12 protein-coding genes and 1 tRNA gene are annotated in these 18,447 nt (G+C 67.0%); 7 read left to right on the plus strand and 6 right to left on the minus strand.

The features are described from left to right. Window position 1 precedes the first annotated feature (1 nt). Window positions 2-682, plus strand: coding sequence for a class E sortase (locus NBG84_RS11240; protein WP_250919208.1), 681 nt, complete (start codon window positions 2-4; stop codon window positions 680-682). Between the two features lie 325 nt (window positions 683-1,007). Here NBG84_RS11240 and pknB read toward each other — a convergent pair whose 3' ends face one another. From pknB to NBG84_RS11270, 6 genes are all read right to left on the minus strand, one after another. Beyond that, window positions 1,008-3,011: a Stk1 family PASTA domain-containing Ser/Thr kinase gene (pknB, locus tag NBG84_RS11245; RefSeq protein ID WP_250919209.1), complete on the minus strand. Its 2,004-nt coding sequence runs from the start codon at window positions 3,009-3,011 to the stop codon at window positions 1,008-1,010. A gap of 611 nt (window positions 3,012-3,622) precedes the next feature. Beyond that, on the minus strand, window positions 3,623-5,077 hold the full coding sequence (locus tag NBG84_RS11250; protein WP_250919210.1) for a peptidoglycan D,D-transpeptidase FtsI family protein: 1,455 nt from the start codon (window positions 5,075-5,077) through the stop codon (window positions 3,623-3,625). Further along, on the minus strand, window positions 5,074-6,483 hold the full coding sequence (locus tag NBG84_RS11255) for an FtsW/RodA/SpoVE family cell cycle protein (RefSeq protein WP_250919211.1): 1,410 nt from the start codon (window positions 6,481-6,483) through the stop codon (window positions 5,074-5,076). The genes NBG84_RS11250 and NBG84_RS11255 overlap by 4 nt, the downstream gene beginning before the upstream one ends. 26 nt (window positions 6,484-6,509) lie before the next feature. Further along, complete coding sequence (locus tag NBG84_RS11260; RefSeq protein ID WP_250919212.1) at window positions 6,510-8,036, minus strand: PP2C family protein-serine/threonine phosphatase; 1,527 nt, start codon at window positions 8,034-8,036, stop codon at window positions 6,510-6,512. 136 nt (window positions 8,037-8,172) lie between these two features. Continuing rightward, a complete protein-coding gene (locus tag NBG84_RS11265) occupies window positions 8,173-8,685 on the minus strand; it encodes an FHA domain-containing protein FhaB/FipA (RefSeq protein WP_250919213.1) in 513 nt (170 codons plus the stop codon). A gap of 10 nt (window positions 8,686-8,695) precedes the next feature. After that, complete coding sequence (locus NBG84_RS11270; protein WP_250919214.1) at window positions 8,696-9,538, minus strand: FHA domain-containing protein; 843 nt, start codon at window positions 9,536-9,538, stop codon at window positions 8,696-8,698. A 982-nt stretch (window positions 9,539-10,520) separates the two neighbouring features. Between NBG84_RS11270 and NBG84_RS11275 the strand changes: the two genes are divergently transcribed. From NBG84_RS11275 to NBG84_RS11300, 6 genes are all read left to right on the plus strand, one after another. Beyond that, a tRNA-Leu gene (locus NBG84_RS11275) sits at window positions 10,521-10,607 on the plus strand. 458 nt (window positions 10,608-11,065) lie between these two features. Then, window positions 11,066-12,814 (plus strand): sensor histidine kinase, encoded by a 1,749-nt coding sequence (locus NBG84_RS11280; protein WP_308312042.1) that lies wholly within the window; start codon window positions 11,066-11,068, stop codon window positions 12,812-12,814. A gap of 142 nt (window positions 12,815-12,956) precedes the next feature. Then, window positions 12,957-13,622 (plus strand): response regulator transcription factor, encoded by a 666-nt coding sequence (locus NBG84_RS11285; RefSeq protein ID WP_250919215.1) that lies wholly within the window; start codon window positions 12,957-12,959, stop codon window positions 13,620-13,622. A gap of 746 nt (window positions 13,623-14,368) precedes the next feature. Beyond that, entirely contained in the window at window positions 14,369-15,886 is a 1,518-nt protein-coding gene (locus tag NBG84_RS11290) for a DUF2252 domain-containing protein (RefSeq protein ID WP_250919216.1), read from the plus strand. A gap of 847 nt (window positions 15,887-16,733) precedes the next feature. Then, window positions 16,734-17,567, plus strand: coding sequence for a hypothetical protein (locus NBG84_RS11295; protein ID WP_250919217.1), 834 nt, complete (start codon window positions 16,734-16,736; stop codon window positions 17,565-17,567). A gap of 82 nt (window positions 17,568-17,649) precedes the next feature. Next, complete coding sequence (locus tag NBG84_RS11300) at window positions 17,650-17,994, plus strand: rhodanese-like domain-containing protein (RefSeq protein ID WP_250919218.1); 345 nt, start codon at window positions 17,650-17,652, stop codon at window positions 17,992-17,994. The last annotated feature ends 453 nt before the right edge of the window (window positions 17,995-18,447 follow it).

Below are 18,447 nucleotides of genomic sequence, written 5' to 3' on the forward strand. Positions count from 1 at the left end.
AGTGTCACGTGCGCGTAGCCGGATCGCCGGCATCGTCAGTGTCTTCGGCGAGCTGCTGATCACCGCGGGCGTGGTGCTCGGGCTGTTCGTCGTCTACTCGCTCTGGTGGACCAATGTCCTGGCCGAGCGTGAGTCCTCCCGCCAGGGCAATGAGATACGCGACAACTGGGCGGACAACCGTGGGCCTGGCGATCTCGACGTCAAGGGCGGTATCGGCTTCCTCCATGTGCCCGCCATGAAGAACGGCGAGGTGCTGGTGAAGAAGGGCACCGATGCCAAGCACTTGAACGACGGCACCGCCGGCTACTACACCAAGCCGATCAAGTCCGCCCTGCCCGCGGATGCCAAGGGCAACTTCACCCTCGCCGCCCACCGCGACGGTCATGGAGCGAAGTTCCACAACATCCACAAGATGAAGGTGGGCGACCCGATCGTCTTCGAGACCCGGGACAGCTGGTACGTCTACAAGGTCTACAAGACGCTGCCGAAGACATCCAAGTTCAATGTGGATGTGCTCCAGCCCGTGCCCAAGGAATCCGGAAAGACCAAGCCGGGCCGCTACATCACGCTGACCACCTGCACGCCCGTCTTCACCTCGGACTTCCGCTACATCGTCTGGGGCGAGCTGGTGCGGGAGGACAAGGTCGACAAGGACCGCACTCGCCCCGCTGAGCTGCGCTGAAACGATCCGCGGGCGGCTGACTCCGCCCGCTGGGCGCTCGTGGCGGACCGTTTTCCTCGCACGCCATCCGACGGGGATGTGCTCCCACGTCCCCCGCGCTCATCGTGCCCTCGGCCCAGCGAAAGCCACTGTCGTGCCCTCGGCCCAGCGGAGTCCACTGTCGCGCTAGGCCTTCGTCCCTCCCAGGAGAGCCCCTCAGCACAGAGCGGAGCCCCCGGCACCCTTCCAGGGCTCCGGGGGCTCCGCTCCGACTCAAGCCCGCTCCGCCGGTGATCAGCGACGATCAGGGCGGGGAGGGGCCAGCAGAGGGGGCTTCGGGCGAGGCCTAGTCACCGCGTCCAAAGCCACCGCCGAGCAGGCCCTCTATGGCGCCGTCCCCGCCGCCGCCGTTGTTCCCCTCGCCGCCGCCTCCTGCGGTCTTCAGGTTCACCTGCTGATTGGCAGTGCCCTGAGCGCCGCTCCCCGGGTCCTGGCTGACGACGAGCGCGGTGTCCTCATCAGAGCCCTCCACATTGCCGAGCTGGAATCCCGCCTGTTGCAGGATGACCTTCGCCTGCGCGAGCGTCTGACCGAACAGGTTGGGCACCGGGGTGCTCTGCTGCTGGGGGCCCTTGGAGATCTTGATCGTCACCGTGCTGTTGGCGTCCGCCTTGCTACCACCGGGCGGGTTCTGCTCAAGGATCTCGTCCTTGGGCTTGTCGGAGTCCACGAACTCCTCACGGATCTGGAACTTCAACGTGGTGAGCTGCTGCCGCGCGCTCGCCAGCTGGTTTCCGACCAGCGGGGGTACGTTCACCTGCTCGCGCTTGGCGATCGTGATGGTGACCGTCGACTTCTGCTCGGCCATGCTGTTGGCCTCGGGGTCCTGCTTGATGACCGTGCCCGGCGGCTTGTCCGACGACTCGACCCGCTTCACATCGACCTCGAAGCCCTTGCGGGCGAGTGCCTCTTCGGCACTCTCCTGCGACTTCTCGGTGACATCGGGCACCTCGATCTTGGGTGCGCCCTCCGACAGCACGTACTGGACGGTCTCGCCCTGCTGCATCCGCCCGCTGGCCGGGGTCTGGCTGCAAATGGTGTCCTTGGGCTGGTCGCAGCGCTGCGAACCGGATTGGGCGATCTCGACGCGCGCGTTGGTCGCCAGCCCCTGTGCTTCCTCCACCGTCTTCCCGACCAGGATCGGGACTGAGATGTCCGTTGACTTCTTCTCGTCGTCGAAGAGGGACCGACCGATCAGCACCGCGCCGATCAGCACCAGGATGCCCGCCACGACCAGAAGGATCGTCGAGGTGTTGGACTTCTTCTGCTGCCGGCGACGATCGCCCCGGCGATCGTCATAGCCGTCGTAGCCTCCGCCGTCCGGATTCATCGGCGGAAGCATCGAGGTCTGGGCGGCCGGGTCCGCCTGGCGCATGGCCGTGGTGGCCTGGGCGTCCGCGCCGTAGGCGGCGTAGCCCACCGCGCCGATGGAAGCCGTGGCCGCGACCGGTTGGCCATCGAGGCACGCCTCGATGTCCGCACGCATCTCGTCGGCTGACTGATAGCGGTAGTCCGGGTCCTTGACCAGTGCCTTCAGTACGATCGCGTCCATTTCGGGCGTGATCTCGGCGTCAAAGGAACTGGGTGTCTGCGGCTCTTCGCGTACATGCTGATACGCCACCGCCACCGGTGAGTCGCCGATGAACGGCGGTCGCACGGTCAGCAGCTCATAGAGCAGGCAGCCGGTGGAGTAGAGGTCGGAGCGGGCGTCGACCTGCTCGCCCTTGGCCTGCTCGGGGGACAGGTACTGCGCGGTGCCGATCACGGCCGATGTCTGGGTCATCGTCATCCCGGCGTCGCCCATGGCGCGCGCGATGCCGAAGTCCATCACCTTGACCTGACCGGTGCGCGTCAGCATGACGTTCGCCGGTTTGATGTCCCGGTGCACGATGTTGTTGCGGTGGGAGTACTCCAGCGCCTGGAGGATGCCGATCGTCATCTCCAGCGTGCGCTCGGGCAGCAGTTTGCGTCCGGAGTGCAGCAGCTCCCTGAGTGTGGAACCGTCGACGTACTCCATCACGATGTAGGGGATGGAGACCCCGTCGACGTAGTCCTCGCCGGTGTCATAGACCGCGACGATCGCCGGGTGGTTGAGCGAGGCGGCCGACTGGGCCTCGCGGCGGAACCGGGCCTGGAAAGACGGATCGCGGGCGAGGTCCGCCCGCAGCGTCTTCACAGCGACGGTGCGGCCGAGCCGGGTGTCGTGGGCGAGGTAGACCTCGGCCATGCCACCACGGCCGAGCACCGAGCCCAGCTCGTACCGGCCGCCGAGGCGACGCGGCTCTTCCATAGCGGTGAACCTCTCCCTGAACCAGTTGTGGCTGCCTGGCATACGGTACCCGTCGCGTCGGACGCAACCCGGCCCTCAAGGGCAGCCGATATCCGACCGGTATACGAGTTCCGAATCCCTCTGCGGGCGCCTTACCAGCGCCGACCTCCGGATACCGGGTGCACCCCGGGACCATGTCGGCCTCGGTAATCGAAAGCGGCTTTATCAGGCGGACTGCCAGGAATAATGATGACGGACCGCCTTTCCCCATCCGCGCCGCACGATGACGCGACAGAGGGGGAACGTCTGAGAACCGTCGGCCGACACCCACCCGGAACGCTGCCCTCCAGCGCGGGTCGAAATGACCCCGCGGACGGGCTGGGGCTGTGACGTACCACACGGAACAGTCAGCGGGATATGGCTTCTCGCGGTCCTCGGGACCACTGGTGGGTCCGACGCTGGATCACGAGTCCGACGCTGAGGGAGGGCGGATCGGTCGGCGGGAACGCGAGTGCGGCGGGGCGCCATGGTGTCAGGGGTGCCGTGGAGTCAGGGGTGCCGTGGAGCCCGGTCGCCGTCCGATGGGCCTCGGTCGGCGGTCGATTTCGCCGGCACCCCTGAACCGCTCATGCTCATTTCTTGTCCAGGACCGCCTTCATGACCGCCTTGGCGATCGGCGCCGCCAGACCGCCACCGGAGATGTCGCCGCCGCGCGCCTCGCTGTCCTCGACGACGACCGCGACCGCCACCGGGGAGCCGTCGCCCGTCTTGGCGTACGAGATGAACCAGGCGTAGGGCGTGCCCTTGTTGTTGAAGCCGTTCTCGGCCGTACCGGTCTTGCCGCCGACCTTGACCCCGCTGATCTTGGCGTTGCCGCCGGTGCCGTTGTCGACGACGTTCTCCATCATCTTCTGGAGCAGCTGTGCGTTCTCCTGGGAGACGGGACGGCTCATCTCCTGCGGCTCGGTCTTCTCGATCACATCGAGGTTCGGCGCCTCCAGCTGGTCGATCATGTACGGCTTCATCAGCTTGCCGTCATTGGCGATCGCCGCGGTGACCATGGCCATCTGGAGCGGGGTGGCGGTGGTGTTGTACTGGCCGATGGAGGACAGCGCGTTCCCGCCACGGTCCATCGTCTTGTCATAGGCGGCCACCGATGTGCGCACCGGGATGAACTGCTCGGTGTTGAAGCCGAACTTGCCGGCCGTCTCCACCATCTTGTCCCGCGACACCTCATCGCCGAGCTTGGCGAAGACCGAGTTGCAGGAGACCTTCATGGCCTGGTTGAGGCTGGCGTTCTCGCAGCCTGAGGCATGGTTCTTCATCGGCTGGGTGGAGAGCGGGATCTTCCACGGCTCGGGGGTGTCCGTATCCGCGTCGATGTCCTTGACCACGCCGTGCTCCAGCGCGGCGGCGGCGGTGACCACCTTGAACGTCGAGCCGGGCGGGTAGACCTCTCGCAGTGCCCGGTTGAGCTTCGGCTTGTCCTTGTCCTTCTCCAGCGCGTTCCACATCTTCTCGTCCGACGCGCCGTAGCCGGCGAAGGACGAGGGGTCGTACGACGGAGTGGAGGCGAGCGCGAGAATCTTCCCGGTCTTCGGCTCGATGGCCGCTACCGCGCCCTTCTTGGAACCGAGGCCCTTGAAGGCGGCCTGCTGAGCGGCTCCGCTGAGGGTGGTGACGACATTGCCGCCCTTCTTCTTGTCACCCGTGAACATGCCCATGGTGCGGTCGAAGAAGAGCTGATCCGAGTTTCCGGTGAGGATGCCGTCCTCAAGGTTCTCGATCTGGTTGGCTCCGAAAGCCTGCGAGGCGTACCCGGTCACCGGGGCCCACATGGGGCCGTTGACATAGGTCCGCTTGAACGCGAAGTCGGTGTCATCGGTCTTCGCGGAGCCGGTGATGGGCTTGCCGTCGACGATGATGTTGCCGCGCTCGCTGGCGTACCGCTCGATGAGGACCCGGCGGTTGCGGTCGTGGGTGTTGAGTTCCTCCGCCTCGACGAACTGGAGCCAGTTGGTGCGTACGAGCAGGGCGAGGATCAGCAGTCCACAGAAGATGGCGATCCGGCGCAGGGGTTTGTTCACGGTCGGACCACCTGGGTCATCTCGGCATCGGGGGACGGGGCGGGAGCGGGTGCGGGGCGCCGGGCGGTATCGCTGATACGGATCAGAATGGCGATCAGTGCCCAGTTGGCGATCACCGATGAACCACCGGCCGCGACGAACGGCATCGTCATACCGGTCAGCGGGATCAGCCCCATCACACCACCGGCAACCACGAAGACCTGGATGGCGAAGGCTCCGGAGAGTCCGATCGCCAGCAGCTTGCCGAAGGGGTCGCGGGCGGCGAGCGCCGTACGCACCCCCCGCTCCACGATCAATCCGTAGATCATCAAGAACGCCATCATCCCGGCCAGGCCGAGCTCCTCGCCGAAGCTGGAGAGGATGAAGTCGGAGTTGGCGGCGAACATGATCAGGTCGGAGTTGCCCTGTCCAAGGCCCGTGCCCAGGGTGCCGCCGGCACCGAAGGACATCAGCGCCTGTCCGATCTGCTCGCTCTGTGCCCAGGTCTCATCGGCGAATGGATTCAGCCAGAAGTCGACTCGTTGCTGAACATGTCGCTCAAAGGTGGCGACACCGACCGCGCCGGCCGCTGACATCAGCAGGCCGAAGACGATCCAGCTGGTTCGCTCGGTGGCGACGTACAGCATGATCACGAAGAGGCCGAAGAACAGCAGCGACGTGCCGAGGTCCGTCTCGAAGACCAGGATCAGGATGGACATCGCCCAGACCACGAGGATCGGACCCAGATCACGACCACGGGGTAGGTAGAGACCCATCACCCGACGACTGGCGAGCGCCAGCGCATCGCGCTTCACCATCAGATAGCCGGAGAAGAAGATCGCGATGATGATCTTCGCGAACTCGCCGGGCTGGATGTTGATGGGACCGAGGCTGATCCAGATCTTCGCGCCGTTGCGGGCGGGGAAGAACATGGGCAGCATCAGCAGAATCAGCGCCAGGGCCATGGAGATATAGGTGTAGCGCTGAAGGATGCGGTGATCCTTCAGCAGCAGCAGTACGCCCACGAACAGCGCGATGCCGATCGCGGAGTACAGCATCTGCTTCGGAGCGTCGGGCGTGAAGGCGCCAAACGCCCGCTCCGCGCGCTGGATCAATCGCGGTGACTGGTCCAGCCGCCAGATCATCACCAGGCCCAGGCCGTTGAGCAGCACGGCGAGCGGCAGCAGTAGCGGGTCGGCGTACTTCGCGAACTTCCGTACCACCAGGTGCGCCACGGCTGCCAGCAGGCCGAGCCCCAGTCCATAGCCGAGGACGCCGGTGGGCAGCTTGCCGTCGAGGGCGAGCCCCACATTGATGTACGCGAGCACCGGGACGGCGACCGCGAAGCCGAGCAGCATCAACTCGGTGTTGCGGCGACTCGGTGCGTCGATCGCGCCGATCGTGGTGGTATTGGTCACAACGCTCATGGTGGAGAGGGCCCCCTACGGCTGAGTTACTGCTTCCCGCAGTTCGAGGCCAGCTTCTGCTCGTCCTCCGACAGGGTGGGGCCCGGCGAGGGAGACGGAGAGGCCGTGGACGGCTTACTGATGGTCGTCTGGTCGGCGTTCTGCTCGGCGTTCTGCGCAGCGGCGGGGATACCGGCGGCGCCGCCTGCCTCACCCTCACCGGGCGGTGCCGCGCTCACCCGCTCGGCCGCGTCGCGGCGCTGCTCCTCCTTCTTGCAAGCGGAGGCCTGTGCGGCGAGTTCACCGATCTTGCTGCGCGCCTTGCCGAGACTCTTCTGGGTGATCGTGGCCTCGACCTGCTTGCGCTGATAGGGCGGGAGGTACTTGAGTTCGATCTCGGGGTGGTTCTTCTTCACCTTGGAGAGCGAAACCCAGGCCAGATCCTGACTGATGCCCTGGTACAGCGCCACATGCTCGTTCTTGGTGCCGACGTAATACTGGGTCTGCGTCCAGCGGTAACCGCCGTACAGACCACCGCCGACCACCGCCAGCGCCAGCGTGATGAAGAACGATCTCTTCAACCAGGAGCGCCCGCGGTGAGGCTTGTCGAAGTCGTCATCGGTGTAGGCGTCATAGGAGCCTTCCGGCGGCCTGCCGCCGTATCCCCCGTCACCGCTGCCGGGCGGCCCGAACCCGCCGTTCTGCTGCGGCGGTACGGGACGTCCCAGACCTGCCGCACGACCGGCCGGGGTCTGCATCGCTCCACCGTCGTTCAGCTGGAGCTGGACTTCGGCGACCGCTCCGACGACCACCGGGGTGTCACTGAGCTGACCGGCCAGGGTGTCGTTGGAGTCGGTGTCGAGGACGTCCGCGACGATGCAGGTGATGTTGTCGGGGCCACCGCCGCGCAGAGCGAGCTGAATCAGGTTCTGGATCGTCTCCTGCGGGCCCTGGTAGCTGGCGAGGGTCTCCTCCATCGTCTGGTGGGAGACCACGCCTGACAGGCCGTCGGAGCAGATCAGATAGCGGTCACCCGCACGAACCTCGCGGATCGAGAGATCGGGCTCCACATGATCGCCACTGCCCAGGGCGCGCATCAGCAGCGAGCGCTGCGGATGGGTGGTGGCCTCTTCCTCGGTGATCCGGCCCTCGTCGACCAGCCGCTGCACCCAGGTGTGGTCCTGGGTGATCTGGGTCAGCAACCCATCGCGCAGCAAATAGGCGCGGGAGTCGCCGACATGGACGAGACCCAGCCGCTGGCCCGTCCACAGCAGGGCCGTCAGCGTGGTGCCCATGCCTTCGAGTTGGGGGTCTTCCTCGACCATCAGCCGCAGCTGGTCATTGGCTCGCTGAACGGCCATGCCCAGCGAGGTCAGAAGGTCGGAGCCCGGGACATCGTCGTCGAGCGTGACAAGGGTGGAGATCACCTCCGACGAGGCAACCTCGCCCGCGGCCTGACCGCCCATGCCATCGGCGATCGCCAGCAACCGGGGACCGGCGTAGCCGGAGTCCTCGTTGCCCTCCCGGATCATGCCCTTGTGCGATCCGGCGGCGAAGCGCAGAGACAGACTCATGCGCACCTCGCCCGTCGGCTCGGGGTACAGCCGGTCTCGCGCCACACTGCCCACCCTCCGGTCGGGAGCCGGTCCTGGTCCGCTTTCGGGACCGCGGCGGCTCGCTCGCTCCGCTCGCGCGCTGTCATATGTCCTACTACTTCCGCAGCTCGATGACGGTCTTGCCGATGCGGATCGGCGCGCCCAGCGGAATCGGCGTCGGAGTGGTGAGCCGGGTCCGATCGAGGTAGGTGCCATTGGTGGAACCAAGATCCTCGACGATCCATTGGCCGTCACGGTCCGGGTAGATCCTGGCATGCCTGCTGGACGCATAGTCGTCGTCCAGCACGATCGTTGAATCGTGGGCCCGTCCCAGGGAGATCGTCTGACCCTGGAGCGCCACCGTAGTGCCAGTGAGGGTGCCCTCGGATACAACCAGCTTGGTCGGTGCCCCGCGCCGCTGCCGACTACTCGGCTGCTGCCGCTGCTGCGGCGGCGCGGCGGTTTGGCGCGCCTGTTGAGGGCGCGCGTCCGCATTGCGGCGTGAACCGCGCTGGGTGACCCGCGTGCCGAACAGGTCGCTACGAATGACCTGGACGGCCACAATTACAAACAGCCACAGAACAGCTAGAAAACCTAGCCGCATGACCGTAAGGGTCAGCTCTGACATTGCCCCCGCTTCACCCTTCGGCTTGCCGGTAAACGATTGTGGTGCTGCCCACGACGATCCGCGAGCCGTCGCGGAGCGTAGCGCGCGTAGTGTGCTGTCCGTCTACCACGATGCCGTTGGTGGACCCGAGATCCTGAATCGTCGGGGGCGTTCCGGTCCGGATCTCGCAGTGACGGCGCGATACGCCAGGGTCGTCGATCCGCACATCGGCGTCGGTGCTACGACCCAGTACGAGCGTGGAGCGCGAGATCTGGTGGCGAGTGCCGTTGATCTCGATCCACCGCCTTGTCTGACCACCTGCCGGTGCCAGACCGGGACCACTCGGCGGGCGACGGTCTCCGATCGGCGTAGGGCTGGGACGGCCTCCCGGAGGCGGTGAGTCCGGCATCGGAGGCGCTCCGCTGGGCGCACTGCCGACGGCACGGGGCGGATAGCCGTGGCCATCCGGCTCCGGGCCGGGTCCGGGTGTCTGGGAAGTGCTCGACGCGAGGGTACGGCTGCGCACGCGGTAGAGACCGGTGTCGAGGTCTTCGGCCTTCTCCAGGTGGACCTTGATGGGGCCCATGAAGGTGTAGCGCTGCTGCTTGGCGTAGTCGCGCACCAGGCCCGCGAGCTCGTCGCCGAGCTGGCCGGAGTACGGGCTCAGCCGGTCGAAGTCAGGCGTGCTGAGCTCGACGATGAAGTCATTGGGGACGACAGTCCGCTCACGGTTCCAGATCGTCGCGTTGTTGTCGCACTCGCGCTGGAGGGCGCCGGCGATCTCGACAGGCTGAACCTCGGACTTGAACACCTTGGCGAAGGTGCCGTTGACCATGCCTTCGAGTCGCTGCTCAAAACGCTTCAGGACTCCCATCGGGCACCTCCTCCATTGCTGCCGTCCTGATACTGCTTACTGATCGTATCCACGCGTCGGGAAATCGGCTGGTTCCCCTTGTCTGCACCGTCGATGAGTGTCACCTCTCACACGGATCGTAGAGGCGGCTCTATGACAGTGTCCCGCACCCCGGGTGCGGCGAGGAGGAGCGGGGGCCGACCTCCGCCGGCGTCGGTACTGCTTGCTCCCTCCCATGGTCGCTCCCCGGTCTGACACTCGATACGTTTCCTGCTGACCCGCCGCCCTCATCTGTCTTCTCGCTCGTCGAAGGCCTGGTCAGAGCCGACGGAGAGGCTCTCGCCGCCGAGCCGTCAACTGCTGCCGGCTGCTCTGGATATCGGCCCGGGCCCGGTTCGTTCCCTCCTCGCGCCCGGTCCGTCGGCCTTCCGGTTCATGGACCCCTCCGGCTTCTCCGGTCCTGTCGGCGCCCCTTCTCCCGCTCCGTACCCCGTCTGCTCCCGGCAGCTTGTTCCCTCTTTGTGCCGTGGTTGTGCCGTGCTTGTGTGAACCGGGACGCTGCGGTTGCGTGGATGGAGGCGAGGGGCGAGGTCTGGCCCGCAGAACCTTTGAGTTGCGGGTGGCGCACGGTCTTGATGTGTCGTGTGGGGTCACTGCTGTCCGCTGTATGTCCCTGCCTCTCGTCGCCGTCTGCGGATCGGGCCCGGGCTGACAGGCCCCTGCTCGTCTTGTGCCCGCTTCCTCCGCTTGTCTCCCCTGCTTTCTGGTGCTCTCTGCGACCGCTCGCCCATGGTGCGCACTCCCCTGCCGCATGGGGTTGCCCTGGGGAGCTGTCTGTGCTGTCCCGCCCTGACCTTGCGTGTTCTCCGGCCTGTCTGTGCGTGTTCCCCGGTCGGAAAGGCCAAACAAACGGATGTGAATCCACCCGGTCCAGCGTGCTAATCTTCTCGATGTCGCCAGGGGACACACCAGGCCGGTGAAGATCCAAACGACAGCACCCAATGCGCGGGTGGCGGAATAGGCAGACGCGCTGGATTCAGGTTCCAGTGCCCGAAAGGGCGTGGGGGTTCAACTCCCCCCTCGCGCACCAGTAAGAACCGATGAACGGGTCTTCAACAGTGACGAAAGTCCTGGTGAGGCCCGTTTCTCGTTGTTTGCGGCGGTTGATTCGGCAGGCTTGTGGCGCTGCCCTTCCTCGCGTCCGCTCGGTTGCCGGGCGGGCTGTATGTGCGGAGCCCTGGAAGTGGCTGATGTCACCGATGGGTCTCTTGTTGCCGCTCGTTCTCCGGGGTGAGGGCTCCGCCCACTCAAGGGCCGATCGCGCTTGTGCGGGCACTGCGGTGGGGGACCCTGGGGGACCGCTGGGGTGGAGCGCCGGACAGAACTGACCAGACCAAGATCAGAACCAGGTAGTGCCGTGCTGGACGCGTTCTGGGCCTCGGTAGCCAAGGGCGTGTCCAAGAGCAGCGGGAGCGGGCGACGTTCGTCTATCCGGAAGGGGACGAAAGTCGGCCGAGAAGCACCGGCCCTGGTGTCTATGGTGCCGAGGTGACTGTCTTCGGGAGGGTTTTGGTGGCGCTGAGAGCGGGCTGGATCTGGCTTGTCGCGCCCGATCTACAGGCTTCCCGGCGAGGCGCCCTGGCGGTAACGCGCCGGCGCACTGCCGCTGAGTTGGTGCTGGCGCTGGTGGTCGCCCTGGTCACGGCCGGGATCAAGGACCTGGTGGGGACCAAGGCGCTGCTTGTCGCTGTCACCGCCGCCGGGGCTGCCGCGCTCACGCTGCTGCGGCGCCGACTGCCCACCCTCGTACTGATCGTCACGGGTGCGACTGCCGGCCTGGTGGCCGGCTTCTCCCCGCTGCTGGTGCTGGTGGCCTGGTCGGCCGGGCGTCGGATCGTGGGTGCGGGAAGGGCACTTGCGGCCTTCACGATCGCCTACGTCCTGTTCGTCAGCATCTCTGTGCTGGATGCCTGGAAGGAGCAGATGCCCCTGACGCTGGCGCTCCTGACCACGCTCTACTTCTTCGCAGCCGCGGTCGTGCCCGGGCTGGCCAGCCGCTATTGGAGCCAGCGGCGGACCCTGCTGCACGCCTTGCAGGAACGCAACGCGCAGCTGCTGTGGGAGCGCCAGATGGTGGCGGGTCAGGCGCGGCTGCTGGAGCGGCAGCGAATTGCCCAGGACATGCACGACAGCCTGGGGCATCAGCTGGCGTTGATCTCCGTGCACGCGGGGGCCCTGGAGGTGGATCCAGAGCTGACCGCCCGACAGCGCGAAGGCGTCGGGGTGCTGCGGACGGCCTCGGTGGCCGCCATGCATGAGCTGCGTGAGGTCGTAGGGATTCTGCGGGACGGCGTCGAGGCTCCAACCGCCCTGGTGGACGATCCGAGCCGTGCCGCACGGGGCACCGCAGGGATCGAGGGGCTGGTGGAAGCGGCGCGAGCTGCCGGGAACACCGTGACGCTACGGAGCAGGGGCACCCCTCGGCCCCTTGCCGCCGCGGCCGACCACGCGGCGTACCGCATCGTTCAGGAGTCCCTGACCAACGCCTTCAAGCACGCGTCCGGCGCCCCCATCACGGTTGAGCTCAGATACGAGCCGGACTCGCTTGTGGTGGAGATCGTCAGCACGGCCGCGACCAAGGGCGTCGGCGATGCGGTCAGCGGCGGTCAGGGGCTGACCGGACTGCGGGAGCGGGCCCGGCTGGTCGGCGGGATGGTGCACGCGGGGTCGGTCGACGGCGGGGGTTTTCGGGTCGCGGGGGTGCTGCCGTACGGGGTGGTGGAAGCCACGCCTTTCGTCGCGGTGGAGGACGACTTCCACCAGCAGGCACCGAAGCCCGTCGGCGGGGACGGGTTCCCGGTCATGGACTGGAGTGTTCAGACAAAGGCTCCGTTGATGAGCGGCCGGGACGGAACGGTGCTCAGTCGGGGCCGGGCCGGCGGGATCGGACTGGGGTGCGGGATATCCCTGGTGGCGCTGCTGCTTTTGGTGATCGCCGCCGCGGTGGGGGTGTTCTTCCTGGCGAACACGATGAACGAGGGAATGATCAACCCCTCCGAGTATGAGCAGGCCAAGCTCGGGGACGACGAGGAAGCAGTGCGTGACCAGCTGCCGAGCGGTGACACCGTCGCCACCCTGGGGCTCGCAGGCAAGGGGCCCAGGGAGCCTGAAGGTTCCCGCTGTCTGGTGCTGAGGTCTTCGGAGGTAGGCGGCAGCATTGAATCGGAGCCGGTTTTCCGGTTCTGCTTCAAGGACGGCAAGCTGATCGAGAAGAAGGCGTATGACATCGGCGGGTAGGCGACGGTCTACCGTGGAGCCCCGGTGGCCCTACTGGAGTCAGCGGGGCTCTCCAGCGCACTGCGGCGCGGGGGCTCTGGATCAGCCGGTTCGGTCTTGCGGGGCATGAGCGCCGTAGCGGTGGAGAGTGTGAGGGTGGGATATGACGGGGGCGCCGATTCGGGTGGTCATCGCCGACGATGAACCGCTCATCCGAGCTGGAATCCGGATGATCCTCACCTCGGACCGTGAGATCGAGGTCGTCGCCGAGGCGTCGAACGGGCGGGAGGCGGTGGACCTCGCGCGATCACACAACGCCGATGTGGTGCTTCTCGACATCCAGATGCCGGTGATGGACGGCCTCACCGCCATGGGCGAACTCCGGCGGGCGGTTCCGGCGACTCGCGTCATCATCCTCACGACGTTCGGCGAGCGGGAGAACGTACTGCGGGCCCTGGAGTCCGGTGGCGCGGGGTTCCTGCTGAAGGACACCGCACCCGCCGAGCTGATCGGAGCGGTACGGGCTGCCGCGGCGGGAGACGCCTATCTCTCCCCGGGAGCGACCCGGCATGTGGTGGACCAACTGGCCTCGGGACGGGCCGCGGCCCGCAACGAGCAGGCTCGCGCGCGGGTGGCCGGGCTGAGCGTTCGGGAGCGGGATGTGCTCTTGCTGCTGGGGGAGGGACTCTCCAACGCGGAAGCGGGGAAGCGGCTCCATATGAGCGAAGCCACCGTGAAGACCTATGTGAGTCGGATTCTGGCGAAGCTGGAGTGCGACAACCGGGTTCAGGCGGCTCTGCTGGCACGGGACGCGGGGCTCGGCAACTGATCCGCTGTGATGGTCGAGATGACTGAGCCGGCGGACTTGATCGGGTCCGAACTCCGCCCCTGACCCATGCTCGCTTCATCAGCCCCATGCTCGCTTCATCAGCGCTGCGCCCTCCGGCTGGGGCCGCGCTGTCCTGCGCTGTGCGGTCCGGGTGGTGCGGTCCGGGTGGTGTGGGGGCCGTGGGAGTGGTGGATGGGGTGGGCCGCTGGGGTGGGCTTCGGGTTGGTGCGGCCATGTGCGCGGCGAGGTCTGGGCTGGCAGGGGCCGTGGGTGTGGGGTCGCTGGGCTGGCAGGGGCGACCACCACCAATTCCCTGGGTCGAGGTACGCGGCCGGAGGTCCGCTCACTGCGGTGCGTTGTTGTGTGGTGGCAGGCATGGCAGGCATGGCAGGCATGGCAGGCGCGGAGGCGTTGTCTTGTTTCACGTGAAACGCTGAGTGGACCTTCCATCCTTGATGGGCCCTCCCGCGCGATCACGATGCCCTTGCCGCCGAAGCCGAGTACGGCAGCTTGGGGAGCCACCAGACCACAGCCCCCTGGGCGGCTCCTGGCACGGATGCGGGTCGGTATTCCAGAGGTGGAGCCGTGCCTCCGGGTGCGGAGTTTCGATCGCCATGGCCTGGCCACCGTCCGGGTGAAAGGGACCTGTCAAGGGTTATCCACAGGGGGAGACGTCGGTTGGGGGGCGGGGGTACGGTCAGTTCGGTTGATGTTGAAGGTGTGACGACATAGGGGGATCGCGCGATATGAGCAGTGCTAAGGCCGCGGCTGGGAAGCGGACGGACTCCACCGAGGGTGCGACCGCAGCGGATGGTGTGGCCGTGGTGGGCGATGGGCGCATTCCTGTGGTTCCGGGCTTCCTGCGGCGCACGGGCGTGGTGCCGGCCGAGGACGGGGCAGCTGTGGAGGCGGCTCCGCTCTCGCCGAAGCAGGAGGGCAAGGCGCTGCGGAGCCGGGTTCCGAGGGCGTCACATGACTCATTGGTGCTTGCGGTGGGTCGACCCGATGCGGTGCAAGCCGTGGAGGAGTCCAGCCAGGGGCGGGTCCCCGAGCTCACGCCGATACGGGTGGGGAGGATGGCCGCCTCTCCCTTCGCGTTTCTCCGTGGCGCGGCCGGACTAATGGCCCACGATCTGCTCGGTACGCCTGTCACCGGCGTTGCCGCCCAGCTCTGTGGTGACGCCCATGCCGCGAACTTCGGACTCTACGGGGACGCGCGGGGCGGTCTGGTCATCGATCTCAACGACTTCGACGAGACGGCCATAGGCCCCTGGGAGTGGGACATCAAGCGGCTCGCCACCTCTCTGGTGCTCGCCGGCCGGGTCGCGGGAGCGGATGAGTCCGTATGCCGCGCGGCGGCATACGACGCCATGGGCGCCTATCGGCGCACCATGCGACTGCTGGCGAAGCTCCCCGCTCTGGACGCCTGGAACGCGATCGCGGACGAGGAGCTCGTCTCCCACGCGGACGCGCGCGATCTGCTGGGGACCCTGGAGCGAGTCTCGGAGAAGGCCCGCAACAACACCAGTGCGCGGTTCGCGGCCAAGGCGACCGAAGTGGTCACCGACCGCGCGGGTGAGGCTCGACGCTTTGTGGACGCGCCCCCGGTGCTGCGCCGGGTCTCCGATGCCGAAGCAGCGGCCGTGGCGTCCTCCTTGGAGGGCTATCTGAGCACGCTCTCTGAGGACCGCCTCCCGTTGCTCGCCCGCTATGAGATTCACGATGTGGCATTTCGAGTGGTCGGTACCGGCAGTGTCGGCACCCGCTCCTATGTGGTGCTGCTGCTGGACCACCTAGGGGATGCGCTGGTGCTCCAGGTGAAGGAGGCCCGGCCCTCAGTGCTGCTTCCGTACCTCGCTGAGGCCGGCTTCCCGGTGCCTGAGGTGGACCACGAGGGCCGCAGGGTCGTCTGCGGTCAGAAGCGGATGCAGGTCGTCAGCGACAATCTGCTCGGCTGGACAACGGTCGACGGGCGTCCCTTCCAGGTACGGCAGTTCAGGAACCGCAAGGGAAGCGTCGACCCTGCGGCACTCACACCCGCGCAGCTCGATGACTACGGGCGAATGACAGGGGCACTCCTGGCTCGGGCACACGCGCACTGTGCGGACCCGCGGCTGATCGCCGGCTACTGCGGCAAGAGTGAGGAGCTGGACGAGGCGCTGGCCCGTTTCGCGGTGGTCTACGCGGACCGCACAGAAGCGGATCACGCGGACCTGCTCACGGCCATCAAGAGCGGCCGAATAGCCGCCGAACTGGGGGTCTGACAGGGCTGGCGGGGCTGAAGGGGCGGCGGACGCTGACACCGGGCCCGTGACAGCGTCATCCTCGATCTTCGCTCGCTGAAGGGGCCGCGACCGGCAGACGGTTTCCAGGGGTCGCCCTGTCACTTCACGATCTGCGCGAGGAGGTCGCCGTGGAATGCGCACTCCACGGCGGAGTGATGTCTCCAGCACGGCACCACGGTTGGTGTGAGTGCTGAGGAGCTGAGCCGCCGGGCCCTGGCTGGTGATCGGTGGCTGCTCCTCCACGGCGGGTGGATGAAGGCCCAGGCCTAGCAGCGGGGCCAAGCGGTGCGCCGGCCGGCGCTTTGTGGTCCCCACGAGGCGTATACGCGACGCGTGTACGGAGTCCTGGGAAGGGGCGCCCCGGTGGCTGAGGTCCTCTGGGAGCACGCGGGAGTGGTGGTGCCCTGCCGGTCCCGGAGCATCGCGAACGGGAATTCTCGATGAGGGGCGGAGCAAGGCCGGGGCAGGGTGTCGAGCTTGGACCGGCGATTCCCGAATCTCGGACTGGGTGATTCATGGAGTGGCGCTTCTTGGAACCGGTGATTCTCAGACCAGTGATTCTCGGACCGGTGATTCCTGGAGTCGCAGGCGCAGTAGGGCCGGGCGGTGGAGCGGACGGGGTGTGTGGCGATCGTGGAGAGCCGCAAGGACCCGCTTGAGTTGATTCTTCTCCCTGCGGGTGGGCACGGGTGCCCTTCCCCTGGTGCCGTTGACGACAGAAGACACCTCCCCGCGACCGGAGGAACGTGCGGGTACACGCCCTCTGGCCAAGGGCCAAAGGGCACAACCCTGCAAGATCCGAAACGGGAGGCCATAGGCTGGGTGGGTGACCCAGGATGCCTCCGGGGGGCAGACGTCCCGGAACGACGAAGTGCAGGACCCACAACCCCGGCCGGAGGATCGGCTGGAGAAGGCGGTGCGCGCAGCAGAACAGGCGCTGATCGAGTTTGAGATCGCGCTGGAGACGTTCCGGGTGGAGATCGAGAACTTCTCTCGGCTGCACCACCAGAGACTGGGCCCGATGTACACGCGGCTGGATGAGCTGGACGCGCTGATCGCCGAGGCCCAGGCCGCTCGCACAGGTGACCCGGAAGACCTGCACAAGGCTCGGGAAGCCCGGGCCAGGGTGATGCCGATGCCCGGGGTGGAGGAGCTCTTCCACGGCTGGATGGATTCCGACGGCCTGCCGCCCGAGGCGGCGGCGATGCTCAATGACCAGCCCGTACAGGCGCCGAAGCGGGTACGGCCGAGTGAAGAGGCGCGCAAGCGCTACCGCGAGCTGGCCCGTAAGGCCCACCCGGATCTGGCACAGGACGAATCGGAGAGGGAGCGCAGGGAGGAGTTCATCACCCGAGTCAACGCTGCCTACGCGTTGGGCGACGCCGAGGCGTTGCGGGCGCTGTCCGAAGAGTGGGACGCCGGACCCGTCCCCGCTGAGGAGCAGCCCAGCGAGGCCGAGGAACTGTACGCCCGGCTGGAGTGGCTGTCCCGACGTAAAGAACTCCTTACCGCTGTCGCCAAGGAGCTGGAGGAGGGCGCGATCGGTGGAATGCTCCGATTGGCTCCCGATGACCCCGACCGGCTGCTGGAGGAGATCGCCGAGCAGTTGCTCGCGCAGGTCGCCGAGCGGGAGAAGGAACTGTCCCGGTTGGTGCAGTAGTTTTCTTGCGGGGTTGCCATCTGGTTGGCGGCCCGTGCAGCGCGCACATCCCGCTGTGTACCTGACGAGAGAAGGCTTGACCATGAATTTCGCCCCGCTCCCCTCGGTGGATGCCGCGGCGGTGCCGTCCGACGGCCTGGTGCTGGATGTCCGGGAGGCCGACGAGTGGGCGGCCGGACATGTAGACGGGGCACTTCATCTGCCGATGAGCGACTTCGTAGCCCGCTTCGGTGAGGTGACCGAGGCAGTTGCGGATGGTCGCCGCGCCTATGTGATGTGCCGGGTCGGGGGTCGTTCCGCACAGGTCACCCAGTACCTCGTGCAGCAGGGGATTGACGCGGTGAACATCGACGGTGGAATGCTCGCTTGGGAGGGCGCGGGTCGCCCGATGGTTGCTGACAACAACGCTGAGGCGTTCGTCCTCTGAGCCTCTGAGCCGTTGAACTGTCAGCACCATGATTCCGATGGTCCAGGTTTCCGCTGATCCACTTTCCGTACGGCGGACGATCGACCTCGGTGACTTCCGCGTTCTGGTGTCGGCTGGGCAGTTGTCTGAAACACCGGCCGAACCTGCCCCGCCGTCTCTCAGGCGGTCCGCTGATCCCGGTGGAGACGGAGCCACTGCGAACGGGCGAGGCGGGCCCGCTCGAAGGCTCTCCGCGAGTCCGACCCCTTGCCCATCGTGCCTGCTCAGCCCGGTGCGAGGTGCTACCCGGGACGCCCCCGACATGAGCACGCCTACCACGGCAAGATCGTCTCGCCCGAGGGTCCGGAAGCCGCCGGTCCGGAAACTGGTGGCTGAACCCGGCCGAGAGGGAGCGGATGTCGACCGCAGGGCAGGCTGGATCAGCCGGCCGGCCCCTTGCGGGGCCGTACCGCT

Source organism: Streptomyces albipurpureus (genome assembly GCF_023701525.1).
Classification (GTDB): domain Bacteria; phylum Actinomycetota; class Actinomycetes; order Streptomycetales; family Streptomycetaceae; genus Streptomyces; species Streptomyces albipurpureus.